The organism is Streptomyces populi (assembly GCF_002911015.1).
In the GTDB taxonomy this organism is placed as follows: Bacteria; Actinomycetota; Actinomycetes; order Streptomycetales; family Streptomycetaceae; genus Streptomyces; species Streptomyces populi.
In genome coordinates, this window is sequence record NZ_KZ626902.1 from 1 (window position 1) to 25,412 (window position 25,412).

At 72.2% G+C, this 25,412-nt stretch carries 19 protein-coding genes; 14 read left to right on the top strand and 5 right to left on the bottom strand.

What is annotated here, in order from left to right; genetic code table 11:
- From CW362_RS27240 to CW362_RS27250, 3 genes are all read left to right on the top strand, one after another.
- Nucleotides 1–715: beta-galactosidase (locus CW362_RS27240; RefSeq protein WP_206301065.1), on the top strand; the 715-nt coding region annotated here is incomplete at its 5' end.
- Nucleotides 712–3,048 (top strand): glycosyl hydrolase family 95 catalytic domain-containing protein, encoded by a 2,337-nt coding sequence (locus CW362_RS27245; protein ID WP_103552201.1) that lies wholly within the window; start codon nucleotides 712–714, stop codon nucleotides 3,046–3,048. The genes CW362_RS27240 and CW362_RS27245, both read left to right, overlap by 4 nt.
- Nucleotides 3,049–3,083: 35 nt before the next feature.
- A complete protein-coding gene (locus CW362_RS27250) occupies nucleotides 3,084–3,800 on the top strand; it encodes a glycoside hydrolase family 12 protein (RefSeq protein WP_103552202.1) in 717 nt (238 codons plus the stop codon).
- A gap of 51 nt (nucleotides 3,801–3,851) precedes the next feature.
- Here the strand turns inward: CW362_RS27250 and CW362_RS27255 are convergent, their stop codons facing one another.
- Nucleotides 3,852–5,894, bottom strand: coding sequence for a glycoside hydrolase family 31 protein (locus CW362_RS27255; protein WP_103552203.1), 2,043 nt, complete (start codon nucleotides 5,892–5,894; stop codon nucleotides 3,852–3,854).
- Nucleotides 5,895–6,153: 259 nt separating this feature from the next.
- Nucleotides 6,154–7,167 (bottom strand): LacI family DNA-binding transcriptional regulator, encoded by a 1,014-nt coding sequence (locus CW362_RS27260; protein WP_103552204.1) that lies wholly within the window; start codon nucleotides 7,165–7,167, stop codon nucleotides 6,154–6,156.
- 301 nt (nucleotides 7,168–7,468) lie between these two features.
- Here CW362_RS27260 and CW362_RS27265 point away from each other — a divergent pair, with 301 nt between their 5' ends.
- The 7 genes from CW362_RS27265 (at nucleotide 7,469) to CW362_RS27295 (ending at nucleotide 17,406) form a co-directional block, all read left to right on the top strand.
- Nucleotides 7,469–9,400 carry an acyl-CoA dehydrogenase family protein gene (locus tag CW362_RS27265; RefSeq protein WP_103552205.1) on the top strand — a complete coding sequence of 644 codons (1,932 nt, stop codon included), beginning with the start codon at nucleotides 7,469–7,471 and terminating at the stop codon, nucleotides 9,398–9,400.
- A gap of 482 nt (nucleotides 9,401–9,882) precedes the next feature.
- A complete protein-coding gene (gene dxr, locus CW362_RS27270) occupies nucleotides 9,883–11,139 on the top strand; it encodes a 1-deoxy-D-xylulose-5-phosphate reductoisomerase (protein WP_103552206.1) in 1,257 nt (418 codons plus the stop codon).
- Nucleotides 11,136–12,440 carry a M50 family metallopeptidase gene (locus CW362_RS27275; protein WP_103552207.1) on the top strand — a complete coding sequence of 435 codons (1,305 nt, stop codon included), beginning with the start codon at nucleotides 11,136–11,138 and terminating at the stop codon, nucleotides 12,438–12,440. Before dxr ends, CW362_RS27275 begins: the two co-directional genes overlap by 4 nt.
- 170 nt (nucleotides 12,441–12,610) lie before the next feature.
- The gene (gene ispG, locus CW362_RS27280; RefSeq protein ID WP_103552208.1) at nucleotides 12,611–13,768 is read left to right on the top strand and encodes a flavodoxin-dependent (E)-4-hydroxy-3-methylbut-2-enyl-diphosphate synthase; all 1,158 of its coding nucleotides are present in this window, start codon (nucleotides 12,611–12,613) and stop codon (nucleotides 13,766–13,768) included.
- A gap of 395 nt (nucleotides 13,769–14,163) precedes the next feature.
- Nucleotides 14,164–15,012: a GNAT family N-acetyltransferase gene (locus CW362_RS27285; RefSeq protein WP_103552209.1), complete on the top strand. Its 849-nt coding sequence runs from the start codon at nucleotides 14,164–14,166 to the stop codon at nucleotides 15,010–15,012.
- Nucleotides 15,013–15,073: 61 nt separating this feature from the next.
- Nucleotides 15,074–15,643 carry a GNAT family N-acetyltransferase gene (locus CW362_RS27290; RefSeq protein ID WP_103552210.1) on the top strand — a complete coding sequence of 190 codons (570 nt, stop codon included), beginning with the start codon at nucleotides 15,074–15,076 and terminating at the stop codon, nucleotides 15,641–15,643.
- A gap of 71 nt (nucleotides 15,644–15,714) precedes the next feature.
- Nucleotides 15,715–17,406, top strand: a complete 1,692-nt coding sequence (locus tag CW362_RS27295; RefSeq protein WP_103552211.1) for a proline--tRNA ligase — start codon at nucleotides 15,715–15,717, stop codon at nucleotides 17,404–17,406.
- A gap of 438 nt (nucleotides 17,407–17,844) precedes the next feature.
- Here CW362_RS27295 and CW362_RS27300 read toward each other — a convergent pair whose 3' ends face one another.
- The 3 genes from CW362_RS27300 to CW362_RS27310 are packed head-to-tail and all read right to left on the bottom strand — an operon-like array spanning nucleotide 17,845 to nucleotide 19,952.
- Complete coding sequence (locus tag CW362_RS27300; protein ID WP_103552232.1) at nucleotides 17,845–18,798, bottom strand: aminoglycoside phosphotransferase family protein; 954 nt, start codon at nucleotides 18,796–18,798, stop codon at nucleotides 17,845–17,847.
- Nucleotides 18,799–18,837: 39 nt separating this feature from the next.
- Nucleotides 18,838–19,311 (bottom strand): ferritin-like domain-containing protein, encoded by a 474-nt coding sequence (locus CW362_RS27305; protein WP_103552212.1) that lies wholly within the window; start codon nucleotides 19,309–19,311, stop codon nucleotides 18,838–18,840.
- On the bottom strand, nucleotides 19,308–19,952 hold the full coding sequence (locus CW362_RS27310; protein WP_103552213.1) for a hypothetical protein: 645 nt from the start codon (nucleotides 19,950–19,952) through the stop codon (nucleotides 19,308–19,310). The genes CW362_RS27305 and CW362_RS27310 overlap by 4 nt, the downstream gene beginning before the upstream one ends.
- Before the next feature lie 251 nt (nucleotides 19,953–20,203).
- Here CW362_RS27310 and rimP point away from each other — a divergent pair, with 251 nt between their 5' ends.
- The 4 genes from rimP to infB all read left to right on the top strand — a co-directional run bounded on the left by rimP (nucleotide 20,204) and on the right by infB (nucleotide 25,320).
- Nucleotides 20,204–20,701: a ribosome maturation factor RimP gene (gene rimP / locus CW362_RS27315; RefSeq protein WP_103552214.1), complete on the top strand. Its 498-nt coding sequence runs from the start codon at nucleotides 20,204–20,206 to the stop codon at nucleotides 20,699–20,701.
- A gap of 2 nt (nucleotides 20,702–20,703) precedes the next feature.
- Nucleotides 20,704–21,702 carry a transcription termination factor NusA gene (nusA, locus tag CW362_RS27320; RefSeq protein ID WP_037626182.1) on the top strand — a complete coding sequence of 333 codons (999 nt, stop codon included), beginning with the start codon at nucleotides 20,704–20,706 and terminating at the stop codon, nucleotides 21,700–21,702.
- A gap of 101 nt (nucleotides 21,703–21,803) precedes the next feature.
- Nucleotides 21,804–22,082 (top strand): YlxR family protein, encoded by a 279-nt coding sequence (locus CW362_RS27325; RefSeq protein ID WP_103552215.1) that lies wholly within the window; start codon nucleotides 21,804–21,806, stop codon nucleotides 22,080–22,082.
- Nucleotides 22,083–22,230: 148 nt separating this feature from the next.
- Nucleotides 22,231–25,320, top strand: coding sequence for a translation initiation factor IF-2 (gene infB, locus CW362_RS27330; protein WP_103552216.1), 3,090 nt, complete (start codon nucleotides 22,231–22,233; stop codon nucleotides 25,318–25,320).
- Nucleotides 25,321–25,412: the final 92 nt, after the last annotated feature.

Sequence of the window (25,412 nt, forward strand, 5' to 3'; positions counted from 1 at the left end):
CGACTACGCCGAGGTCCTACGGGCCTGGCACCGCGCCCTGTGGGAGGCGCACCTCACCACCGCGTTCGCCCACCCCGAGCACGACCTCTCCGCGTACCGGATGGTCGTCGTGCCCCAGCTGTACCTCCTCACGGACACGGCGATCGAGAACCTTCTCGCCTATGCGCGAGCGGGCGGCACGCTCGTCTGCGGCTTCCTCACCGGCGTCGCCGACGAGGACGACCGGGTGCGGCCGGGCGGCATGGACGAGCGGCTGCGCGACCTGTTCGGCATCCGGGCGCTGCACGAGTGGTGGCCGCTGGACGCGGGGGAGAGCATCGCCTGCGACGGCTTCTCGGGCACGCTCTGGTCCGAGGAGATCGAGCCCGGCCCCGCCGCGGTCGTCGAGGCGCGGTACCGCGGCGGCGAGCTGGACGGACTGCCCGCCGTGCTCCGCAAGGGCACCGCCCGCTACCTCTCCACCCTCCCCGAACCGCCCGCCCTGCGCGCACTGCTGGCCGCGGCGGCGCACCGGGCGGGCGTCCGGCCGGTGCTGGACGGGCTGCCCGACGGTGTCGAGGCCGTCCGGCGCGGCGACCTGCTCTTCCTGCTCAACCACGGACGCGGCCCGGTGACCGTCGAGGTGCCGGGCGGCCACCGCGACCTGCTCGGCGGCGTGTCCGTGCGGGACTCCGTACGACTGGAGCGCCATGGAGCGGCGGTGCTCGCCCCATGACGGACGAGGCTCGCTCCGGCTCCGGCTCCCGTGCCTGCGGCCCGGCGGACGGCGGCCGCGACTCCGCTCCCGTCCACGGCACCTGGGAACCCCTGCCCGCCGCCCGCTGGGAGGACGCCTTCCTGAGTGGGAACGGCACCCACGGCGCCATGGTGTTCGGTGATCCGAACGACGACCGGGTGATCGTCAATCATCACCGTCTGGTCCGTCCGAACGGCAGCTCGGACGCCCGCCCGCCCGAGCTCGCCGCCCGCCTCGCCGCCCTACAGGACCGGCTCCTGGCCGGAGACGTGCGTGCGGGCGAGGACTTCACCGACGGACGGCCGCTGTCGTGGGTGCAGCCCTTCCACCCGGCGTTCCAGGTGCGGGTGCGCCGCCCCGCCGGGGAACCGCGCGACTACCGGCGCGAGGCCGACTTCACCAGTGGGGTCGTCCGCGCGGTGTGCGGCGACCGGCGCGGCGAGGTCTTCGTCTCGCGCGCCGACGACGTGATCGCGCAGTACGTGACCGCTCCCGGCCCCGCGGCCGAGGTGACGCTCGACCACCGGCTGCCGGGAGCGCCCAAAGGCCTGGCGGTGGAGCACGGGGCCGTCCGCACCCCCGAGGGCGCCCTGCTCACGCTGCTCGCCCGCTACCCGGGCAGCGGCCTGGCGTACACCGGGGTCACCCTTTTCGTCACGGACGGCGTCACCCGTCCCGCCCTTCCCGGCGTACGGGTCGAGGGCGCCCGCTCGATGCTGCTGCTCACCCGGGTGCGCCGACACCCGGGCGACCTGGACGTCCTCGCGGAGCTGCGCGCCCTGCGGGAACTGCTGCCCGGGAGCGGGAGCGGGAGTGGGAGCGGAGCCGGGAGCGGGGGCGGCGCCGAGGACGCCGGTGCCGGTCCCGGCGCGGAGGACGTCGAGCAGGCCTACGCCCGCCTGCTCGCCCGCCACACCGCCCTGCACCGCGCCGCCTACCTGCGGGTCACCCTCGACCTGGGCGCCGACCCCGCCGAACGGGCGCTGCCCGGATCGGAACTGGTCCGACGGCCGAGGAGCCCGGCTCTCCTGGAGCGGCTCTTCGCGGCGGGCCGCTACCACCTGCTGTCCGCGTCCGGCACGCTCCCGCCGCGGCTGACCGGCCTGTGGACCGGTGACTGGGACACCGCCTGGTCCGGGGCGTTCACCACGGATGCCAACCTCAATCTACAGACGGCGTCGGCCGCCGCGGCCGCCCTCCCCGAGGTCACCGAGGCCCACGCGGCCCTGGTCCACGGCCAGTTGCCGCACTGGCGGGACAACGCCCGGGCGGTCTTCGGCACCCGCGGCGTGGTCGCCCCGGCCCACACCGACGGCGAGTCCGGCCACGCCCACCACCTCAGCCGCGCCTACCCGCTGCACGTGTGGACCGCGGGCGCCGACTGGCTGCTCAAGCCCCTCGTGGACCACGACGAGACCCGCGGCGGACGCGACCCGCGGCTCGCCGCCGCGCTCGCCGAGACCGCCCGCTTCTACGAGGACTTCCTCACCCGGACCGACGAGGACGGCCACCTGGTGATCGTGCCGTCCTACTCACCGGAGAACCGTCCCGCGAACGCGGGCTGGATCACCGTCAACGCCGCCATGGACCTCTCGGCCGCCCGGCACGCCCTGTGCACCGCGGCCGCGTACCACCCGGGCCCCGACGCCGAGCGCTGGCTCGCGCTCGCCGACCGGCTGCCGCCGCACCGGGTCAACGCCGAGGGCGCGCTGGCCGAATGGGCCCGCCCCGGACTCCTCGACACCTACGACCACCGGCACCTCAGCCACCTGTACGGCGTTTGGCCGCTCGACGAGATCAACCCGTACGACACCCCCGGTCTCGCCGCGGCGGCCCGTCGCGCCCTCGAACTGCGCGGCGCCGAGAACGACTCGGCGCACGGCCACCTCCACCATGCCCTGATCGCCGCCCGGCTGCGGGACGCCGGGCGCGTGGCGAACGCCCTCGACGACGTCCTGGCCGGGGACTTCTTCCACGTCTCCCTGATGAGCGGCCACTACCCGAACCGGCACGTCTACAACGCCGACGCCGCCCACGCCCTGCCCGCCGTGCTCATCGAGGCACTGATCCAGTCCACACCGCGGCGGCTCGTCCTGTTCCCCGCGCTCCCCGCCGGCCTGCCGAGCGGCGAACTCCGGGGCGTCCGCACGAGGTTCGGCGCACGGATCGATCTCACCTGGACCCCCGACGGCGCCACGGCCGTCCTGCGGCCCGGCCGTACCTGCCGCGTCGAACTCCGGACCTCCTCCGGCGCGCGACCGCTCTCCCTGAGCGCCGGAGAGGACCGCGTCCTCACCCTGGGGCCGCGGTAGCCCCCGCACCTCCCCCCACCCATGGAAGGAAAACCATGGCACTTCGCACACCGAACAGGCTCGTCAAGGCCCTCGTCGCCCCCGCGCTGGCGCTCGGCGCGACGATCGGTCTCGCCTCGGCCCCCGCCCAGGCCGCCGTCTGGTCCTCCTGCGACCAGTGGGGCAACACCACCCTGAACGGGTACACGCTCTACAACAACATCTGGGGCTCCGGCGCGGGCAGCCAGTGCGTCTGGGCCAACTCCGGCACCAACTGGGGAGTCTGGGCCAACCACCCCAACACCGGCGGGATCAAGTCCTACCCCAACTCCAAGAAGTACGTGGGCAGGACGATCGCGGGACTGTCCTCCCTCACCAGCACCTACAACGTCACCGTCCCGTCGTCGGGCGCGTACAACACCTCGTACGACATCTGGGACACCGGCTACGCCTACGAGACCATGCTCTGGGTCAACTACAACGGAGCCGTCGGCGCGCTCGGCACCTCGCAGGGCACGCTCACCCTGAACGGCAACACCTGGACCGTCTACAAGGGCAACAACGGCGCGAACGACGTCTTCTCGTTCCTGCGCAGCTCGGACTCCACCTCCGGCACCATCGACATCCTGCCGATCCTGAAGTGGATCGCGAACACCAAGGGCTGGATGCCGAACACGAAGACCATCGGTGACGTGCAGTTCGGCTTCGAGATCACCTCGTCCTCGGGCGGTCTCGACTTCGTCACCAACAACCTCACCGTCAGCAGCAGCTGACCCGGGCCCGAAGGCGCGGCCGGTCCCCCCACGGGGCCGGCCGCGCACGCCCTAGTCCGCCACGGGCAGCCGCGCCCCGTCCCGCAGGAACAGCGGGATCCGGTCCAGCGGCGCGTCCACGGTGACGGCCGCGCCCCCCTCGTACGGCGTCCCGGTCCACGCGTCCGTCCAGCGGGCGCCCGCCGGGAGGTACGCCGTACGGGCCGTCGCGCCCGCGGTGAGGACCGGCGCGACCAGCAGGTCCGGGCCGAGGAGGTAGGCGTCGTCCACCGACCAGGCCGCCTGGTCGCCGGGGAACTCCAGGAGCAGCGGGCGCATCACCGGCAGCCCCTCCTCGTGAGCCTCCCGCATGACCTCCAGCAGGTACGGCTTCAGACGCTCCCGCAGCCGCAGGTACTTCTCCATGACCGCGCCGGCCTCCTCGCCGTAGGACCAGACCTCGTTCGGGCCGCCGGTCATGGAGGGGCCGAGCGGAAGCCCCGGGTCGCGGAAGCCGTGCAGCCGCATCAGCGGCGACAGCGCGCCGAACTGGAACCAGCGGACCATGACCTCGCGGTAGGCCGGGTCGTCCGGGTCGCCGCCGTGGAAGCCGCCGATGTCGGTGTTCCACCACGGGATGCCGGACAGCGCGGTGTTGAGGCCCGCCGCGATCTGGCGGCGCAGGGTCGCGAAGTCGGTCCCGATGTCCCCCGACCACAGGGCGGCCCCGTAGCGCTGACTGCCCGCCCAGGCCGAGCGGTTGAGGGAGACGATCTCGGTCTCCCCGGCGGCGCGCAGGCCCTCGTAGAAGGTGCGGGCGTTCTCGCGCGGGTAGAGGTTGCCCACTTCGAGTCCCGGGCCCGCGTGGTAGCGCAGGTTCTCGGAGAAGCCCGGCTTCAGCTCCGGCTCGCAGGCGTCCAGCCAGAAGGCCGAGATGCCGTACGGGTCGAGGTAGTTGTCCTTCACCCGTGACCACAGGAAGTCGCGGGCCTCGGGGTTCGTGGCGTCGTAGAAGGCCACCTGGACCGTGGACGCGACCTGCTTGTCCGGCCAGTCGGCGTGCGCCATGGGCCCGTACTCGGTGCCGATGAACCAGCCCCGCTGCTCCATGAGCCCGTGGTTCTCCGAGAGCGGGGAGACCGACGGCCAGACGGACACGGCCAGTCTGACGCCGAGTTCGGCGAGTTCGGCCTGCATGGCCGCGGGGTCGGGCCACTCGGCCGGGTCGAACTTCCAGTCGCCGAGGTGGGTCCAGTGGAAGAAGTCGCAGACGATGACCGACAGCGGCAGGCCCCGGCGCCTGTACTCCCGCGCCACCTCCAGGAGTTCCTCCTGGGTGCGGTAGCGCAGCTTGCACTGCCAGAACCCGGCCGCCCACTCGGGCAGCATCGGCGTCCGGCCGGTCGCCGCGCTGTAGCGGCGCTGGGCGTCGGCCGGGGTGCCCGCGGTGATCCAGTAGTCGATCTGGCGGGCCGAGTCGGCCACCCAGCGGGTGCCGTTGCCCGCGAGTTCCACCCGGCCGACGGCCGGGTTGTTCCACAGGAGCGTGTAGCCGCGGCTGGAGGTGAGCACCGGAACGGTGACCTCGGCGTTGCGCTGGACCAGGTCCAGGACCGCGCCCTTCTGGTCGAACAGCCCGTGCTGGTGCTGCCCGAGGCCGTACAGCCGCTCGCCGTCGTACGCGGCGAAGCGCTGCTCGAGGCGGTGGTGGCCGTTGCCGGTGGGGGTGTACAGCCGTGGACCGGGCCACCAGAAGTGGGCACGCTCCTCGGCGAGGAGTTCGGCGCCGTCCGCGGTGCGGGTGAAGCGGACCAGTCCCTCGGAGCTCACCTCGACGGTCAGCGCCCCCACCGTCAGCCGGCCCTCGCCGTCCCGGAGTTCGAGCGTGCTCGCGGCGGCCTCCGGCTCGTCGAGCAGTGCTCCGGGGAGGCCCTCGAGCAGGGGGCCGCCGAGCCGGGCGCGGACCCGGACGGCGTCGGGGCCCCACGGCTCGATCCGGACGGTCTCCGTGCGGCCGCTCCACTCCAGCGCGCCGTCCCGCTCACGGAACGTGCCGACGGTCGGGGAGGACTGCGCGAGGCTGACCTGGGGCTGGATCTCGGCGGACTGATTCACCTGGAGTGCTCCTGGGGGAGTGCAGACATGGAGGAATGCAGACAGGGAGTGCGGCCGGGGGCGTCCGGGTGCGGACCCGGGGGCGGCCCGGAGGAGCGGAGCGGGGACGGGGGCGGGGGCGGGGGCGCGGACAGGGCGTGGGCGTGACGGTTCGGGCCGGGCGGCGGCACGGAGGGCACGTGGACGGCGGGTGCGCCCGGCGGGGGCGCGGGGTCCGCGAAGGGGGAGCCGCCGGGCGCGCCCGGCGGGGAAGACCGGTTCAGGGCGCGGCCGGCGCCGGCCCCGTGCTCGCCCGTACCGTCAGTTCGGGGGCGATCAGTACGACGTCGTCCTCGCCGCGGCCCTCGAGCTTGGCGATCAGGTGCTCGACGGCGTGGCGGCCCATGTCCTGCGCGGGGATGGCGACCGACGTCAGCCGCACCGAGGCCTGGGTGGCGACCTGGTCCGGGCAGATCGCGATCACCGAGACGTCCTCGGGCACGGCGCGGCCCTTCTGGCGCAGCAGGGCGAGCAGCGGTTCGACCGCCGACTCGTTCTGCACGACGAAGCCCGTGGTGCCCGGGCGCTCGTCGAGGATGCGGGCGAGGGTGAGGGCCATCGCGTCGTAGCCGCCCTCGCAGGGCCGGTGCAGCACCCGCAGCCCCAGTTCCCGCGAGCGGGAACGGAGCCCGTCGAGCGTCCGCTCGGCGAAGCCGGTGTGCCGCTCGTAGACGGCGGGCGCCTCGCCGATGACAGCGATGTCACGGTGGCCGAGCAGTGCCAGGTGCTCGGCGCACAGCGCGCCCGTCGCCCCGAAGTCGAGGTCGACGCAGGTCAGGCCGGTGGTGTCGGCGGGGAGACCGATGAGCACGGACGGCTGGTCCGTCTCGCGCAGCAACGGCAGCCGCTCGTCGTCGAGTTCGACGTCCATCAGGATCATCGCGTCGGCGAGCCCGCTGCCGGTGACCCGGCGCACCGCGTCGGGTCCCTCCTCGCCGGTGAGCAGCAGGACGTCGTAGCCGTGGGCCCGGGCGGTGGTGGCCACCGCGATGGCGATCTCCATCATCACGGGTACGTACATGTCGGTGCGCAGCGGAACCATCAGCGCGATGATGTTGGACCTGCTGCTCGCCAGGGCGCGGGCGCCCGCGTTCGGGTGGTAGCCGAGTTCCTGGATGCTCCGCTCGACCCGCTGCCGGGTGCTCACGGAGATGGACCGCTTGCCGCTGAGGACATAGCTCACCGTGCTCGCCGACACTCCGGCGTGCTGGGCGACCTCGGCGAGGGTGACCATCCAGCTCTCCCAGCTTTGTGAAGCGCTTCGACAGTGCGCGCGGTACCGATAGGGGCGAATGAGAGTGGCTCGACACTAGCCCGGTGAAGGAATGGTGTCCATAGCTGTCGAAGCGCTTCGACAGTGAATTCCCGCGGAACGGACCCCGGGCGCGGCGGCGACGGCCGGTCCAAGGGGGGTCCATTGGGCCGAACGCTGCGCCAAGACTGGTGGGGCCATCCGGAATCAGGTAAATACGATCGGGTAGAACCGGTCGGTAACGGACTGTCCCAAGATCCCTATTCGCGGCGAGGTGAGCCTCATGTCCGCAACACCCCACCAGCCCACAGTCACCGAACGCGAGGCCCGGCAGGTAGCCGAGGCCGCGCGCGAACAGGGCTGGCAGAAGCCCAGCTTCGCCAAGGAGCTCTTCCTCGGCCGCTTCCGGCTCGACCTCATCCACCCGCACCCGCTCCCGGCCGCCGAGGACACACTGCGCGGCGAGGAGTTCCTGGCCAAACTGCGGGACTTCTGCGAGACGAAGATCGACTCCGCCCGGATCGAACGGGAGGCGCGGATCCCGGACGAGACCATCACCGGGCTCAAGGAGCTCGGCGCCCTCGGCATGAAGATCGACACCAAGTACGGCGGCCTCGGCCTCACCCAGGTGTACTACAACAAGGCCCTCGCCCTGGTCGGCTCGGTGAACCCGGCGCTCGGCGCGCTGCTCTCCGCCCACCAGTCGATCGGTGTGCCGCAGCCGCTGAAGCTCTTCGGCACCCAGGAACAGCGGGACACCTTCCTGCCGCGCTGCGCCCGCACCGACATCTCCGCCTTCCTGCTCACCGAACCGGACGTCGGCTCCGACCCGGCGCGGCTCGCCACGACCGCCGTCCGGGACGGCGACGACTACGTCCTCGACGGGGTGAAACTCTGGACGACCAACGGCGTCGTCGCCGACCTCCTCGTGGTCATGGCGCGCGTCCCGAAGTCCGAGGAGGGCAAGGGCGGCATCACGGCCTTCGTGGTGGAGGCCGCCTCGGAGGGCGTCACCGTCGAGAACCGCAACGCGTTCATGGGCCTGCGCGGCCTGGAGAACGGCGTCACCCGCTTCCACCGGGTGCGGGTACCGGCCGCCAACCGCATCGGACCCGAGGGCGCGGGCCTGAAGATCGCCCTCACCACCCTCAACACCGGCCGTCTCTCGCTGCCCGCCATGTGCGCGGGCGCGGGCAAGTGGTGCCTGAAGATCGCCCGCGAGTGGACGTCGGTGCGGGAGCAGTGGGGCAAGCCGGTCGCCCTCCACGAGGCCGTCGGCTCCAAGATCTCCTTCATCGCGGCCACCACCTTCGCGCTCGAGGCCGTCCTCGACCTGTCGTCGCAGATGGCCGACGAGAACCGCAACGACATCCGCATCGAGGCCGCCCTCGCCAAGCTCTACGGCTCCGAGATGGCCTGTCTGATGGCCGACGAACTGGTCCAGATCCGCGGCGGCCGCGGCTTCGAGACGGCCGCCTCGCTGGCGGCCCGCGGCGAGCGCGCGGTCCCCGCCGAGCAGGTCCTGCGCGACCTGCGCATCAACCGCATCTTCGAGGGCTCCACCGAGATCATGCACCTGCTGATCGCCCGGGAGGCCGTCGACGCCCACCTCTCGGTCGCCGGAGACCTCATCGACCCCGACAAGTCGCTCTCCGAGAAGGCGAAGGCGGGCGCGAACGCCGGTGTCTTCTACGCCAAGTGGCTGCCGAAACTGGTCGCGGGAGCGGGCCAGCTCCCGCGCTCGTACAACGAGTTCCACCACGACGTGGACCTCTCCACCCATCTGCGCTACGTCGAGCGCAGCGCCCGCAAGCTCGCCCGGTCCACCTTCTACGCGATGTCGCGCTGGCAGGGCCGCATGGAGACCAAGCAGGGATTCCTGGGCCGGATCGTCGACATCGGCGCCGAGCTCTTCGCGATGAGCGCGGCCTGCGTGCGGGCCGAACTCCTGCGCACCCAGGGCGACCACGGGCGCGAGGCCTACCAGCTCGCCGACGCCTTCTGCCGCCAGTCCCGCATCCGCGTCGAGGAGCTCTTCGGACGCCTGTGGACCAACACCGACGACATCGACCGCAAGGTCGTCAAGGGCGTCCTGTCCGGTACCTACACCTGGCTGGAGGAAGGCGTCCTCGACCCCTCGGGCGACGGTCCCTGGATCGCCGATGCCACCCCCGGCGCGAGCACCCGGGAGAACGTGCACCGGCCCATCCGCTGACGCCCTCCCCGGTGGTGCGCACCCGCCGCGTCCGCCGCCGCGCCGTCCGTCGACGCCCCGTCCGCGCGCCGGCGGCGAACGCGACGGCGGACGGGGCCTCCGCCACGCGTCCCGGCGGTTCCCCTCCACCGCGCCGGCGCCCGACACGGCCGACGACGCGGTTGAAGACGTGTTCGCCCCGTGTCGCCGCCCGGGACGACGCCGGCCGTTCCCGGGCCCGTCGGCGGACGGCCCGCGTGCCACCGCCCCCGGTTGCCGAACCCGGTCCCCGGGCGCCGCGGCGAGCGCTGACCTGCGGACCGGCGGGGCGTGAGGTCCTGCCACGGTCCCGCGGGCGGGCACCGCCCACCGTGGCCCGTACGGACCGCCCGCTCTCCGCCGGGGCCCCTCGGCGCGGCCGGGCACCACCGGTCACGGGGACGGACGGCGGCAATGAGGGACGCCCTGTCCTCCGGCCGATGCGATGCGGCCACAATGGGGGAATGAGCGACAGTCCAGCCCCCCTCGCTGATCCGCATCTCGTCTTCGACCCCGTGAACGGAGTCCGGGATGTCGTGATCCTCGGATCCACCGGCTCGATCGGCACCCAGGCCATCGACCTCGTGCTGCGCAACCCCGACCGGTTCCGGGTCACCGCGCTGTCCGCCGCCGGCGGCAGGACCGACCTGCTCGCCGAGCAGGCCCACCGGCTGCGGGTACGGACGGTCGCCGTGGCGCGCGAGGACGCCGTCCCCGCGCTCAGGGAGGCACTCGCGGCCCGCTACGCACCCGGCGAGACCCTTCCCGAGATCCTCGCCGGCCCCGACGCGGCCACCCAGGTCGCCGCGTCGGACTGCCACACCGTCCTGAACGGCATCACCGGTTCCATCGGCCTCGCGCCCACCCTCGCCGCGCTGGAGGCGGGCCGCACCCTCGCGCTCGCCAACAAGGAGTCGCTCATCGTCGGCGGCCCGCTGGTCAAGGCGCTGGCGAAGCCGGGCCAGATCATCCCGGTCGACTCCGAGCACGCGGCCCTCTTCCAGGCACTGGCCTCCGGCACCCGCGCGGACGTGCGCAAGCTCGTTGTGACCGCCTCCGGCGGCCCGTTCCGCGGCCGGACGAAGGCGGAGCTGGCGGACGTGAAGCCGGCCGACGCCCTCGCGCACCCCACCTGGGCCATGGGCCCGGTCATCACCGTCAACTCCGCGACCCTGGTCAACAAGGGACTGGAAGTCATCGAGGCGCACCTCCTCTACGACATTCCCTTCGACCGCATTGAGGTGGTCGTGCACCCGCAGTCGTATGTCCACTCGATGGTGGAATTCACGGACGGCTCGACGATGGCCCAGGCGACGCCCCCCGACATGCGGGGGCCCATCGCCATCGGCATCGGCTGGCCCGAGCGCGTCCCGGACGCGGCGCCCGCCTTCGACTGGACGAAGGCGTCGAGCTGGGAGTTCTTCCCGCTCGACGACGACGCCTTCCCGTCGGTGGGACTCGCCCGGCACGTGGGGCAGCTCGCGGGTACGGCCCCGGCGGTGTTCAATGCCGCCAACGAGGAGTGCGTGGACGCGTTCCTGAACGGCGCGCTGGCGTTCAACGGGATCATGGAGACCGTCACCCGGGTCGTCGAGGAACACGGCACACCGCGTACGGGAACTTCCCTGACCGTCGCGGACGTCCTCGAAGCGGAGACCTGGGCGCGCGCCCGGGCCCGTGAACTGACGGCACAGACGACAATCGCGGAGGCTCGTGCATGACGACCCTGATGATGATCCTCGGCATAGTCGTCTTCGTGCTCGGGCTGCTGATCTCGATCGCGTGGCACGAGCTGGGACATCTGTCGACGGCCAAACTCTTCGGCATCCGGGTGCCGCAGTACATGGTGGGCTTCGGGCCGACCATCTGGTCGCGCAAGAAGGGCGAGACCGAGTACGGCATCAAGGCCGTTCCGCTCGGCGGCTACATCCGCATGATCGGCATGTTCCCGCCCGGCCCGGACGGCCGGATCGAGGCCCGCTCGACGTCCCCCTTCCGGGGCATGATCGAGGACGCCCGCTCCGCCGCCTTCGAGGAACTGAGGCCCGGGGACGAGACCCGCCTCTTCTACACGCGCAAGCCGTGGAAGCGCGTGATCGTGATGTTCGCCGGCCCCTTCATGAACCTGATCCTGGCCGTGGCGATCTTCCTCGGCGTGATGATGACGTTCGGCGTCCAGACCCAGACCACCACGGTCAGTACGGTCTCCCCCTGCGTGATCCAGGCCAGCGAGAACCGCGACAAGTGCACGAAGAAGGACCCGGTCGCGCCCGCCGCGGAGGCGGGACTCAAGCCCGGTGACAAGATCGTCGCCTTCAACGGCACGCCCGTCTCGGACTGGTCCGCGCTTCAGTCCGACATCCGGGCCAACCCCGGTAAGAAGGTCATGATCACCGTCGACCGCAAGGGCGAGCAGCTCAGCCTCACCGCCCACCTGGTCAAGAACACGGTCAGCAAGACGGACGGCAGCGGCGGCTACGTGGAGGGCAAGTACGTGGAGGCCGGCTGGTTCGGCTTCACGCCCGCCACCGGCATCGTCGAGCAGTCCTTCGGCCAGTCCGTCGACCGCATGGGCGACATGATGCAGAACGGCGTCGAGTCCCTGGTGTCGCTGCCCGGCAAGGTCCCCGACCTGTGGAACGCGGCCTTCGGCGACGCCCCGCGCAAGGCCGACTCCCCGATGGGCGTGGTCGGCGCGGCCCGCATCGGCGGCGACGTCTTCACCCTGGACATCCCGGCCTCGCAGCAGGTCGCGATGATGCTCCTGCTGGTCGCCGGGTTCAACCTCTCGCTGTTCCTGTTCAACATGCTCCCGCTGCTCCCGCTCGACGGCGGGCACATCGCGGGAGCCCTGTGGGAGTCGCTGCGGCGCCACACGGCGAGGGTGCTCCGGCGCCCCGACCCGGGCCCGTTCGACGTGGCGAAGCTGATGCCGGTGGCCTACGTGGTGGCCGGGATCTTCGTCTGCTTCACGGTCCTCGTCCTGATCGCGGACGTCGTCAATCCCGTGAAAATCTCTTAGTCACACTGCGTTGACGGTGGCCGGGCACCCTGGGTGTCCGGCCATCTTCCGTTCGGCGGGTTTGAACGCCGGGGGCGTGATGTGCCCGGTGGCGCGCCCGTACCATAATCTCGAACCCCGGAGCCCAGGATTTCCGGGACCTTGATCCACAACTTGGGGTTGCACAGCAGATGACTGCGATTTCTCTCGGCATGCCGTCCGTTCCGACCAAGCTGGCCGAGCGCCGCAAGACCCGGCAGATCCAGGTCGGGACCGTGGCCGTGGGCGGAGACGCACCCGTCTCGGTGCAGTCGATGACGACCACGCGCACGTCGGACATCGGCGCCACGCTCCAGCAGATCGCCGAGCTGACCGCGTCCGGCTGCCAGATCGTGCGGGTCGCCTGTCCCACGCAGGACGACGCGGACGCGCTCGCGACCATCGCCAAGAAGTCGCAGATCCCGGTGATCGCGGACATCCACTTCCAGCCGAAGTACGTGTTCGCCGCGATCGAGGCCGGCTGCGCGGCCGTGCGCGTCAACCCCGGCAACATCAAGCAGTTCGACGACCAGGTCAAGGAGATCGCGCGGGCCGCGAAGGACACCGGCACCCCGATCCGCATCGGCGTCAACGCGGGTTCGCTCGACAAGCGGCTGCTCCAGAAGTACGGCAAGGCGACGCCCGAGGCGCTGGTGGAGTCCGCGCTGTGGGAGGCCTCCCTCTTCGAGGAGCACGACTTCCACGACATCAAGATCTCGGTCAAGCACAACGACCCGGTCGTCATGGTCAACGCCTACCGTCAGCTCGCCGCCGCCTGCGACTACCCGCTGCACCTCGGCGTCACCGAGGCCGGCCCCGCCTTCCAGGGCACCATCAAGTCGGCCGTCGCCTTCGGCGCCCTGCTCTCCGAGGGCATCGGCGACACCATCCGCGTCTCCCTCTCGGCCCCGCCGGTCGAGGAGGTCAAGGTCGGCCTGCAGATCCTCCAGTCGCTGAACCTCCGCCAGCGCGGTCTGGAGATCGTCTCCTGCCCGTCCTGCGGCCGCGCCCAGGTCGACGTCTACAAGCTGGCCGAGGAGGTCACCGCCGGCCTCACCGGCATGGAGGTGCCGCTCCGCGTCGCCGTCATGGGCTGTGTCGTCAACGGTCCCGGCGAGGCCCGCGAGGCCGACCTCGGCGTCGCCTCCGGCAACGGCAAGGGCCAGATCTTCGTCAAGGGCGAGGTCATCAAGACCGTCCCCGAGTCGAAGATCGTGGAGACCCTCATCGAAGAGGCCATGAAGCTCGCCGAGCAGATGGAGGCCGACGGCGTCGCCTCCGGCGAGCCCACGATCTCCGTGGCGGGCTGACCCCGCCGCCCGCGGCCGGGCGAGAACGGACACCTCGCCCGGCCTCAGGGACGCGTGGAACGAGCCCGCGCGTCCGAGTTGCGGCCAGGCGGACTTCCAGGGGCGCGGGGAACTGCGCGCCCGGCCCCAGCGTGCCCGCACCCGGGCGATCACCCCTGGCACCGTCCCGGCAGCCGCAGGCGACAAGGCTCCCTTTCGAGCTCCGGTCGGGCGGAGCCACCCAGGGGCGCGGAGAACTGCGCGCCCGGCCCCCACGACCCGCACCCGGGCGACGGACACTGGGCCCCACCCCCGTGGCCCCTGCCCCCCTGTCCGGCCAGAGGACCCGGCAGCGGGGCACAATCCCGCCAGGTACAGTGCGGAGACCAGCAGATCCCAGGGTGAGGCCCCCGCACGTGTTGACCCAGACCACCACCAGGGTCCTCGAACCGAGTGACCTGGACGCCGCGCTCGCCGTCCTCGGCCGTGAGCCGGTGGCGAACGCCTTCGTCACCTCCCGAGTGCAGATCGCCGGGCTCGACCCATGGCGGCTCGGCGGCGAGATGTGGGGCTGGTACGAGGACGGCATGCTCCAGTCCCTCTGCTACGCGGGCGCCAACCTCGTCCCGATCTGCGCCACCCCCCGCGCCGTGCGCGGCTTCGCCGACCGGGCCCGCAGGGGCGGCCGCCGCTGCTCCTCGATCGTCGGGCCCGCCGAACCCACCGCCCAGCTGTGGCGGCTGCTCGAACCGAGCTGGGGCCCGGCCCGCGAGATCCGCGCCCACCAGCCGCTGATGGTGACCGACCGGCTGCCCGCCGACGTCACCCCGGATCCGTACGTCCGCCGCATCCGCAAGGACGAGATGGAGACGATCATGCCGGCCTGCGTCGCCATGTTCACCGAGGAGGTCGGCGTCTCGCCGCTGGCCGGCGACGGCGGTCTGCTCTACCAGGCCCGGGTCGCCGAACTCGTCGGCTCCGGCCGGTCCTTCGCCCGCCTCGACCAGGACGGCAACGTCGTCTTCAAGGCGGAGATCGGCGCCGCGACCGCCGAGGCCTGCCAGATCCAGGGGGTGTGGGTGGCCCCCGAACACCGGGGCCGGGGACTCGCGGCCCCCGGCATGGCGGCCGTGCTGCGCTACGCCCTCGCCGATGTCGCCCCGGTCGTCAGCCTCTACGTCAACGACTTCAACACGGCGGCGCGGGCGACGTACCGCCGCGTCGGGTTCCAGGAGGCCGGAGCGTTCATGAGCGTCCTGTTCTGACGCCCGGTACGGGCCCGCCGGGACCTCACGCGTCACACGGTCCGCCAGGTAGTCTCCCGGCATGCTGCGCTTTCCCGGTCACGGCCACCGCGACGCCGACGACGTGGTCATCGGTCCGCTGGATCTCGCCGCGCGCGTCGACGAGGCGCTCGCCGTACAGGCGCTCGCCTTCGGGCTGGGCGCCGACGAGATCGCCGTACGGCGCCAGATCGTGCTGCGCCACCTGACCTACCCGGGAGCCCGCGCGCTCGGCGCCACCACCACCGACGGACGGCTCGTGGGCTTCGTCTACGGCATGCCCAACGACCGCGCGCACTGGTGGTCCACCGTCGTCGAACCGTACCTGCGCGCCCAGGACAACGACGGCTGGCTCGACGACTCCTTCGTGATCACCGAACTGCACGTCCACCCCCGTTTCCAGAACCGGGGCGTCGGCCGCACCCTGATCACCGCGATCACGGACTCGGCGGCCGAGCCCCGCTCGATCCTCTCCGCGATCGACATCGACAGCCCGGCCCGAGGCCTGTACCGCTCCCTCGGCTACGAGGACCTCGCGCGGCAGGTCCTGTTCCCCAGCGCACCCAAGCCGTACGCCGTGATGGGCGCCCCCCTCCCGCTGCGACACCCCTAATGGATTTCCGGGGACGGCCGCTGCCCGGCTAACCTCCAGACATCACCCTTACGCAGCAGGAGTCGAGAATCATGGCCCAGGTCCAGCGCATGTCCCGTTTGATGGTCAAGACATTGCGTGACGACCCGGCGGACGCCGAGACGCTCAATCACAAGCTGCTCGTCCGCGCCGGCTACGTCCGTCGCAACGCCGCGGGCATCTGGACCTGGCTGCCGCTCGGCAAGAAGGTCCTCGACAACATCTCCCGCGTGGTCCGCGAGGAGATGGACGCGATCGGCGCCCAGGAGGTCCTCCTGCCGGCCCTGCTGCCCAAGGAGCCCTACGAGGCCTCGGCCCGCTGGGAGGAGTACGGCGACCTGCTCTTCCGCCTCAAGGACCGCAAGGGCGCGGAGTACCTGCTCGGTCCGACGCACGAGGAGATCTTCACGCTGATCGTGAAGGACCAGGTGGCCTCGTACAAGGACCTGCCGGTCATGCTGTACCAGATCCAGACGAAGTACCGGGACGAGGCCCGTCCGCGCGCCGGTGTGCTGCGCGGCCGTGAGTTCCAGATGAAGGACTCGTACTCCTTCGACATCACGGACGAGGGCCTCGCCGAGTCCTACCGCCTGCACCGCGAGGCCTACCAGAAGATCTTTGCGCGTCTGGGTCTCGACTACCGCATCGTGTCCGCCGTCTCCGGCGCCATGGGCGGCTCCGCCTCCGAGGAGTTCCTCGCACCCGCCCCGGCCGGTGAGGACACCTTCGTGGACTGCCCCGCCTGCGACTACGCCGCCAACACGGAGGCCGTGACCTTCAAGCTCACGCCCGTCTCCGAGGAGCACGGTCCGGTCGAGGAGCTGGCCACCCCCGACACCCCGACCATCGAGACGCTCGCCGAGCACCTCGGCGTGCCCGCCTCCGCGACCCTGAAGAACCTGCTGGTCAAGGTCGACGGCGAGATCGTGGCCGTGGGCGTCCCCGGCGACCGCGAGGTCGACCTCGGCAAGCTGGGCGAGCACCTCGCCCCCGCCGTCGTCGAGCTCGTCACGGCGGAGGACTTCGAGGGCCGCGAGGACCTCGTGCGCGGCTACGTGGGCCCCCAGGGTCTGGAGAAGGTCCGCTACATCGCCGACCCGCGCGTCGCTCCCGGCACGGCCTGGATCACCGGCGCCAACAAGGCCGACACGCACGCGAAGAACGTCGTGGCCGGCCGTGACTTCGAGGTCGACGACTACCTGGACGTCGTCGTGGTGGAAGAGGGCGACCCCTGCCCGAAGTGCGGCACCGGCCTCAAGCTGGACCGCGCCATCGAGATCGGCCACATCTTCCAGCTCGGCCGCAAGTACGCCGACACCTTCGGCCTCGACGTCCTCGGCCAGCACGGCAAGCCGGTCCGCGTGACCATGGGCTCGTACGGCATCGGCGTCTCCCGCGCCGTCGCCGCGCTGGCCGAGCAGTCGGCAGACGACCAGGGTCTGTGCTGGCCCAAGGAGATCGCCCCCGCCGACGTGCACGTGGTCGCCGCGGGCAAGGCACTCCAGACCGAGCTGGCGCTCGACGTGTCCGAGAAGCTCGGCGCCGCGGGCGTCCGGGTCCTGGTCGACGACCGTGCCGGCGTCTCCCCGGGCGTGAAGTTCACCGACGCGGAGCTCATCGGCGTGCCGAAGATCCTGGTCGCGGGCCGCCGTTCGGCCGAGGGCGTCCTGGAGCTGAAGGACCGCCGCACCGGCGAGCGCGAGGAACTGACCGTCGAAGAGGCGATCGCCCGCCTGACCGCGTAACCGTTCACCCGCCGGTGCCCCGTGCCTCCTCCCCGGAGACACGGGGCACCGGCGGTTCGCGGTCCGTGAGCCGTACCGTCCCGGGGGCCGCGAGGAGCCGGGGCCCGGTCCCGGGGCCCGCCCGCATGCGGTTCGCTGGTGAGGGGGCGGAGGGCCGGGCCTGTCGGAGGACCGGGGTGCTCCGTCTTCGTGAGCCGGGTTGCCCCGGGCCGCGAAGCCCGGGGCGCGTCCCAAGTCCGCCGCACATGCCGTCCGCCCGTGGGGAGTCGGACGTGCCTGCCAGCCGACGGGCAAAACGTGGTCCGGCGTGCGCGGGAGGAGTACCGTCGCGGGGCAGCGGGGCAGCGGGGCAGCGGGGCAGCGGGGCAGCGGGGCAGCGGGGCAGGTTCGTCGTCACCGTGCCCGCGGCCGGGCCCGGCGTCGTGAGGCGGCCGGTGCTCAGAGCCAGCCGGCGAACTCCAGGAGCAGTTCGGCGTCCTGGAGGCGGCCGACCCGGCCGGCCCGGACACCCGACTCGACGGCGCGGAACAGGGTCCAGCCGCGCAGCCGCGCCTGGTCCACCTCCAGGGACTCGGCGAGCCGCTTGATCCGCCGCCGGGTGATCGACGGTCCCGAGGGCGACGCGATCAGGTCCTCGACCCGGTCGCGGACCAGCCGGGCCAGATCGAAGGCGCACTCGCCGACCACCGGGTCCGGTCCCACGGCCAGCCAGGGCACGCGCTCCCCGGCGAGCACCTTGCTCTGCCGGAACGTGCCGTGCAGCAGCCGTGTCTCGGGGGGCCGGTCCAGCAGTTCCTCGCGTGCCGCGAGGGCCGCCTCGACCAGAGCCCCGGCCCCGGCTCCGGCACCGATGCCGCTCTCGCCCGCCGCCGTCGCCCGCATGACCTCGGCCTGCCGCCCCGTCCTCTCCGCCACGGTCTCGAAGACCGGGTCGGCGGGCGGCTCGACCCACAGCCGCCGCAGCGTCCCCGCAGCCTCCAGCAGGGCCTTGGCCTCGGGCAGCGACCGTACGGACACGTCCGGGTGCAGCCGTTCGAGGAGCAGGACGCCATCGGTCCCGGAGTCCTCCTGGAGTTCGTCGTCGAGGAGCCGGACCGCGCCGCGGCCGTCCCAGTGGGCGAGCGCGGCCCGCTCGCTCCCCGGACGCGCCCGTCCGGGTGCCAGCTTCAGCACGGCAGGAGTGCCGTCGGCCCGGCGCACCAGGACGACCAGACTGCTGCGTCCGCCCGGTGCCTGCACCCGCTCCACGGTCAGCTCGCGCAGCTCGACGGCCCGTCCGGCCAGCTCGGGCAGGCTCTCCAGCCACTCGTCGGTCTCGTCGGCGCCCTCCGGCCCGCTCCGGCGGGTCTCGCCGAGCGCCCGGAGAAGGCGCTGCGGCGGTTCGAAGGCCATGCGCGAGTCCATGCGCGAGGTGTTCCCTTCCAGGTCGCGTTACGTCGGCGAGGGTGCCGTGGGGGACGGGGAGGCCGCCCGCTCGGCGAGCCCAGGGAAGGCTACGCTCTCGCCGCTCCAGCGCACCGCGCGGACCGCGGCCTCGCGCAGCGCTCCGGCCGCCATGCGCCGCCGGTCGCCCGTGGCGGCGCGCACGAGGTCGGAGTAGACGTCGGCCACCCGTTCCTCCAGCTCGGCCGCGAACCGTATGGCGGCGGCGGTGTCCGTCACCGGGAACGGCAGCATGTACGCGGCCGACGCGGCCCGGGGCGTGTCACCCATGTCCTTCACCGCTCGCGCCAGTGTGTCCCGCCGGGCCCGATGGGCGTCGTACGCCGACCGGGCGTCGCTCTGCCGGGCCGTGCCGATCCGGGCTCCCACGACGCCGTAGCCGTAGACGGCCGCGTGCTCGGCGCCCAGCGCGGCCTGTAGGGCCTTGAGCTCGGCTTCCTCGGTCTTGTTCCGCTTGCTCACTTCGCCGCCTTCGTCAGCAGGAACGCGTGGGCCGCCCCGGACGCCGCCACGGAGGCGAGCAGTCGGGCGAGTTCGCCGGGGACGTCCACCAGGGTCTGTGTGCGTTCGTCCGCGAGCGCCAGTTCGGCGGAGGCGAGGTCGGCGAGCGCGTCCTTGGGCCGGGCCGCCACGCCGGGGGAGGCACCGGCGGAAGCCGAAGCCGAAGCTGAACCCGAACCCGAAGCGGACGCCGGAGCCGACTCCGAAGCCGAGGAGGACGGGGACGCGGACGGAGACCCGGCCGAGGACGCCGGTGCCGAGGCCGACGGCGACGCGGACCCCGCCGGAGACGCCGACGCCCCGGCCCCGCCGCCCCCGAACGCCTTCGCGTGCCGGACGACCTCCGCCCGCAGCGGGGCGAGCCGCTCGGCCAGCTGCGGATGGGCGGCGATCACCGCGGTGTACCGGTCGGAGAGGGCCATGCTGTCGCGGGCCGCACGCGCGCGTGCCCGGTCCGCCGCCGAGGGGCGGCTGCCGCCCGTCGTGTCGCCGGACGGCTCGGGAGCGGAACAGCCCGCGAGCGCGAAGGCACCCGCGGCGGCCGCGAACAGGGTCCTTCGGCGCGGACCCGACGGGGTGCGCGACGGCAGGGGGAACGACACGGCAGACGTCCTCGGAGGGCTCGTACGAATGTGTGGGCGAACTGCCCGTGATCACGGTACCCGCGCATGGGCCGATCACGGTCCAGCGGCTCTCCTCCAACTGTCCCCGGGGCGGTTCCGGGGGGTTCCGGCGGCACCCGTCCGCGTGGGCGCGCCCGCACGGTGGACGGCAACACCCTCCGCGACCGGATACCCTTTGAGCTGACACGCGACCAACCCACAACAGCACACGCGGCCGAGGAGTCACCCGGATGAGCACGACCCAGAGCGAGAGGCTTCGAGAACTCCTGGATCCGCTCGTGAGCTCCCAGGGCCTCGATCTGGAAGAGATCGAAGTGGAGACCGTGGGCCGCAAGCGTGTTCTGCGCGTCGTCGTCGACTCGGACGAAGGTGCCGACCTGGACGCGATCGCCGATGTGAGCCGCGCGCTCTCGGCGAAGCTCGACGAGACCGACGTGATGGGTTCGGGTGAGTACACCCTCGAGGTCGGAACCCCCGGTGCCGAGCGCGAGCTCAAGGAGCACCGTCACTACGTACGCGCCACCGACCGCCTGGTGAAGTTCCAGCTGGCGGAGGACGGCGAACTGCTCGCCAGGATCCTGCGGGTCGAGGACGACGGTCTCGATGTCGAGGTGCCGGGCGTGAAGGGGCGCAAGCCCACCGCCCGCCGGCTCGCCTTCGGTGACGTCGTCAAGGCCCGGGTCCAGGTCGAGTTCAACCGCAAGGACAAGAAGGAAGAGGAGGCGTAGCCGTGGACATCGACATGAGTGCCCTGCGGGGTCTGGTGCGGGAGAAGGAGATCTCCTTCGACCTGCTGGTCGAGGCGATCGAGTCGGCCCTCCTCATCGCCTACCACCGCACCGAGGGAAGCCGCCGCCGCGCGCGCGTGAAACTCGACCGGGAGACCGGCCATGTGACCGTGTGGGCGAAGGAGGACCCCGAGGACCTGGAGGAGGGGCAGGAGGCCCGCGAGTTCGACGACACCCCCTCGGGGTTCGGCCGGATCGCCGCGACCACCGCCAAGCAGGTCATCCTGCAGCGCCTGCGGGACGCCGAGGACGACGCGACCCTCGGCGAGTACGCGGGCCGCGAGGGCGACATCGTCACCGGCGTGGTCCAGCAGGGCCGCGACCCGAAGAACGTGCTCGTCGACATCGGCAAGCTGGAGGCCATCCTGCCGGTGCAGGAGCAGGTCCCCGGCGAGACCTACGAGCACGGTCTGCGCCTGCGCTCGTACGTCGTACGGGTGGCCAAGGGCGTCCGCGGTCCGTCCGTGACCCTGTCCCGCACGCACCCCAACCTCGTGAAGAAGCTCTTCGCGCTGGAGGTGCCGGAGATCGCCGACGGATCCGTCGAGATCGCCGCCATCGCCCGTGAGGCCGGCCACCGCACGAAGATCGCCGTCCGCTCCAACCGCAGCGGCCTGAACGCCAAGGGCGCCTGCATCGGTCCCATGGGCGGCCGGGTGCGCAACGTGATGGCCGAGCTGAACGGCGAGAAGATCGACATCGTCGACTGGTCGGACGACCCGGCGGACATGGTGGCCAACGCGCTCTCCCCGGCCCGGGTCTCCAAGGTCGAGGTCGTCGACCTCGCGGCCCGCTCGGCGCGCGTGACGGTCCCCGACTACCAGCTGTCGCTGGCGATCGGCAAGGAGGGCCAGAACGCCCGTCTCGCCGCCCGCCTCACGGGCTGGCGGATCGACATCCGTCCGGACACCGAGCAGCCCGCCGAGCAGCGCGGGGAATAGACCGGGAATAGATCCGGCCCGCGCATCGCTTACATCACGACAACAACCGTTCGATTCATGCCCCAAAGGGGTGAGGTCGGTACGGGGAGGTAGACTTAAGAGTGTCTGGCCGGACGCGAGCCCGCGCATGCCCTGAACGCACCTGTGTGGGGTGCCGGGAGCGAGCGGCCAAGGGAGACTTGCTGCGCATCGTGGCGGTCGAGGGCGCGTGCGTCCCCGATCATCGCGGTACGCTGCCTGGTCGGGGTGCGTACGTGCATCCCGTTCCGGCCTGTCTCGATCTGGCGGTCCGCCGCCGGGCGATCCCACGGGCGCTGCGCGCTCCGGGACCGCTCGACACCGCGGCGTTGCGCCTCACCGTCGAGCAGGCGACACCGTAAGGCGAGTCGTGCGGGACCCCCGTGCGGCCCTGGTATTCCGCGAGTTGGAAGTAGGTCGAGATTGCGATGAGCACTCGATGAGCACGCGATGAGTACGCCCATGAAGTAGCGACGGTCCGGACGCAGACCCGGACCTAAAAGGAGCGAAGTGGCTAAGGTCCGGGTATACGAACTCGCCAAGGAGTTCGGCGTGGAGAGCAAGGTCGTCATGGCCAAGCTCCAAGAACTCGGTGAATTCGTCCGTTCGGCGTCCTCGACGATCGAGGCGCCCGTCGTACGCAAACTGACAGATGCCCTCCAGCAGGGCAACGGTGGCGGCAAGCCCGCCCCCCGCAAGGCTGCCCCGGCCAAGCCGGGCGCCCCCTCCCCGACGCAGGCTGCCCGTCCGGCCGCCCCGCGCCCGGCGGCCCCGAAGCCGGCCGTGGCCGAGAAGCCCGCGGGCGGTCCGGTGACCCCGGCGACCCCGGGCCCGCGCCCGACTCCGGGTCCCAAGCCGGCCCCGAGGCCCGCTCCGGCGGCTCCGGCCCCGGCGGCGCCCGAGTTCACCGCGCCCCCGTCGGCGCCGGCCGCGCCGCAGACCCCCTCGGCCCCCGCCGCGGGTCCCCGTCCCGGCGCTCCGCGTCCGGGCGGCCAGGCCCCGCGTCCCGGTGCCCGTCCGGCCGGTCCCGGCCAGGGCGGCCAGGGCCGTGGTGACCGTCCCGAGCGCGGCGACCGTCAGGGCGCCCCGCGTCCGGGCGGCCAGGCTCCGCGTCCGGGTGCCCGTCCGGCCGGTCCCCGTCCGGGCAACAACCCGTTCACCTCCGGCGGCTCCACCGGCATGGCGCGCCCGCAGGCGCCCCGTCCGGGCGGTGCCCGTCCCGGCCCCGGTGGCGGCGCGGGTGCTCCCGGTGGTCCGCGTCCCCAGGGACCGGGCGGCCAGGACCGTGCTCCCCGTCCCCAGGGCGGTCCCGGCGGCGCTCCGCGTCCGCAGGGCGGTCCGGGTGGTGCCCGTCCCACCCCGGGCGGCATGCCCCGTCCGCAGGCCCCGCGTCCCGGTGGCGGTCCGGGCGGTAACCGCCCGAACCCCGGCATGATGCCGCAGCGTCCGGCCGCGGGCAGCCCGCGTCCCGGCGGCGGCCCCGGTGGCCGTGGTCCCGGTGCAGGCGGTCGTCCCGGTGGTCCCGGTGGCGGCGGTCGTCCCGGCTTCGCCGGTCGTCCGGCCGGTCCCGGTGGCGGTGGCGGCGGTTTCGCCGGTCGTCCCGGTGGTCCCGGTGGCGGCGGCGGTCGTCCCGGCTTCGGCGGTCGTCCGGGTGGTCCCGGTGGCCGTGGTGGCACGCAGGGTGCGTTCGGCCGTCCCGGCGGTCCGGCGCGTCGTGGCCGCAAGTCGAAGCGGCAGAGGCGCCAGGAGTACGAGGCCATGCAGGCCCCGTCGGTCGGCGGCGTGATGCTGCCTCGCGGCAACGGACAGAGCGTCCGCCTGTCGCGCGGTGCCTCCCTCACCGACTTCGCGGAGAAGATCAACGCCAACCCGGCGTCGCTCGTCGCCGTGATGATGAACCTCGGCGAGATGGTCACTGCCACGCAGTCCGTCTCCGACGAGACCCTCCAGCTGCTCGCCGGCGAGATGAACTATGTCGTCGAGATCGTCAGCCCGGAGGAGGAGGACCGCGAGCTGCTCGAGTCCTTCGACATCGAGTTCGGCGAGGACGAGGGTGGCGAGGAGTTCCTCGTCGCGCGTCCGCCGGTCGTGACCGTCATGGGTCACGTCGACCACGGTAAGACCCGCCTCCTCGACACCATCCGCAAGACGAACGTCGTCGCGGGCGAGGCCGGCGGTATCACCCAGCACATCGGTGCTTACCAGGTCACGACCTCGGTCAACGACGAAGAGCGCAGGATCACCTTCATCGACACCCCGGGTCACGAGGCGTTCACCGCCATGCGTGCCCGTGGTGCCAAGTCGACCGACATCGCGATCCTCGTGGTGGCGGCCAACGACGGTGTGATGCCCCAGACGATCGAGGCGCTGAACCACGCCAAGGCGGCCGACGTGCCGATCGTGGTCGCGGTCAACAAGATCGACGTCGAGGGTGCCGACCCGACCAAGGTGCGCGGTCAGCTCACCGAGTTCGGTCTGGTGGCCGAGGAGTACGGCGGCGACACGATGTTCGTCGACATCTCCGCCAAGCAGGGTCTGAACATCGACCAGCTGCTCGAGGCCGTGGTCCTGACCGCGGACGCCTCGCTCGACCTGCGGGCCAACCCGGAGCAGGACGCGCAGGGTATTGCGATCGAGTCCCACCTCGACCGCGGCCGCGGTGCCGTCGCGACCGTCCTGGTCCAGCGAGGCACCCTGCGGGTCGGCGACACCATGGTGGTCGGCGACGCGTACGGCCGTGTCCGCGCGATGCTCGACGACAAGGGCGAGAACGTGGAGGAGGCGGGTCCCTCGACCCCGGTCCTCGTCCTCGGTCTCACCAACGTCCCGGGCGCCGGCGACAACTTCCTCGTCGTCGACGAGGACCGCACGGCCCGTCAGATCGCCGAGAAGCGCGCGGCGCGCGAGCGCAACGCCAACTTCGCCCGCCGGGGTGTCCGGTTCTCCCTGGAGAACCTGGACGAGGCCCTCAAGGCCGGTCTGGTGCAGGAACTCAACCTCATCATCAAGGGCGACGCGTCCGGTTCGGTGGAGGCCCTCGAGTCCTCGCTGCTCCAGCTCGACGTCGGCGACGAGGTCGACATCCGCGTCCTGCACCGCGGTGTGGGTGCGGTCACCGAGTCCGACATCAACCTGGCGACCGGCTCCGACGCCATCGTCATCGGCTTCAACGTCCGGGCAGCCGGCCGTGCGCAGCAGATGGCGGAGCGCGAGGGCGTCGACGTCCGGTACTACTCGGTGATCTACCAGGCCATCGAGGAGATCGAGGCGGCCCTCAAGGGCATGCTCAAGCCGGAGTACGAGGAGGTCGAGCTCGGCACGGCGGAGATCCGCGAGGTCTTCAAGTCGTCCAAGCTGGGCAACATCGCCGGTGTCCTGGTCCGCTCGGGCGAGGTCAAGCGCAACACCAAGGCGCGCCTCATCCGCGACGGCAAGGTCATCGCGGAGAACCTCAACATCTCCGGTCTGCGTCGCTTCAAGGACGACGTCACCGAGATCCGCGAAGGCTTCGAGGGTGGTATCAACCTCGGAAACTTCAACGACATCAAGGTCGACGACGTCATCGCGACGTACGAGATGCGCGAGAAGCCGCGCTCGTAAAGCGGTTCCCAGGCTGGCCGGCGGTGAGCAGTCACCGCCGGCCAGCCTGGCTTTTGCGAGACCACGCGATTCCCCGCGTCCCTCCCCGGGGC

Bases quoted from the DNA above. Each gene is read 5' to 3' on its own strand.
- CW362_RS27250 (WP_103552202.1), top strand. From the start codon at position 3,084: ATGGCACTTCGCACACCGAACAGGCTCGTCAAGGCCCTCGTCGCCCCC.
- ispG (WP_103552208.1), top strand. From the start codon at position 12,611: ATGACTGCGATTTCTCTCGGCATGCCGTCCGTTCCGACCAAGCTGGCC.
- CW362_RS27245 (WP_103552201.1), top strand. From the start codon at position 712: ATGACGGACGAGGCTCGCTCCGGCTCCGGCTCCCGTGCCTGCGGCCCG.
- rimP (WP_103552214.1), top strand. From the start codon at position 20,204: ATGAGCACGACCCAGAGCGAGAGGCTTCGAGAACTCCTGGATCCGCTC.
- CW362_RS27290 (WP_103552210.1), top strand. From the start codon at position 15,074: ATGCTGCGCTTTCCCGGTCACGGCCACCGCGACGCCGACGACGTGGTC.
- CW362_RS27260 (WP_103552204.1), bottom strand. From the start codon at position 7,167: ATGGTCACCCTCGCCGAGGTCGCCCAGCACGCCGGAGTGTCGGCGAGC.
- dxr (WP_103552206.1), top strand. From the start codon at position 9,883: ATGAGCGACAGTCCAGCCCCCCTCGCTGATCCGCATCTCGTCTTCGAC.
- CW362_RS27275 (WP_103552207.1), top strand. From the start codon at position 11,136: ATGACGACCCTGATGATGATCCTCGGCATAGTCGTCTTCGTGCTCGGG.
- CW362_RS27300 (WP_103552232.1), bottom strand. From the start codon at position 18,798: ATGGCCTTCGAACCGCCGCAGCGCCTTCTCCGGGCGCTCGGCGAGACC.
- CW362_RS27295 (WP_103552211.1), top strand. From the start codon at position 15,715: ATGGCCCAGGTCCAGCGCATGTCCCGTTTGATGGTCAAGACATTGCGT.
- CW362_RS27265 (WP_103552205.1), top strand. From the start codon at position 7,469: ATGTCCGCAACACCCCACCAGCCCACAGTCACCGAACGCGAGGCCCGG.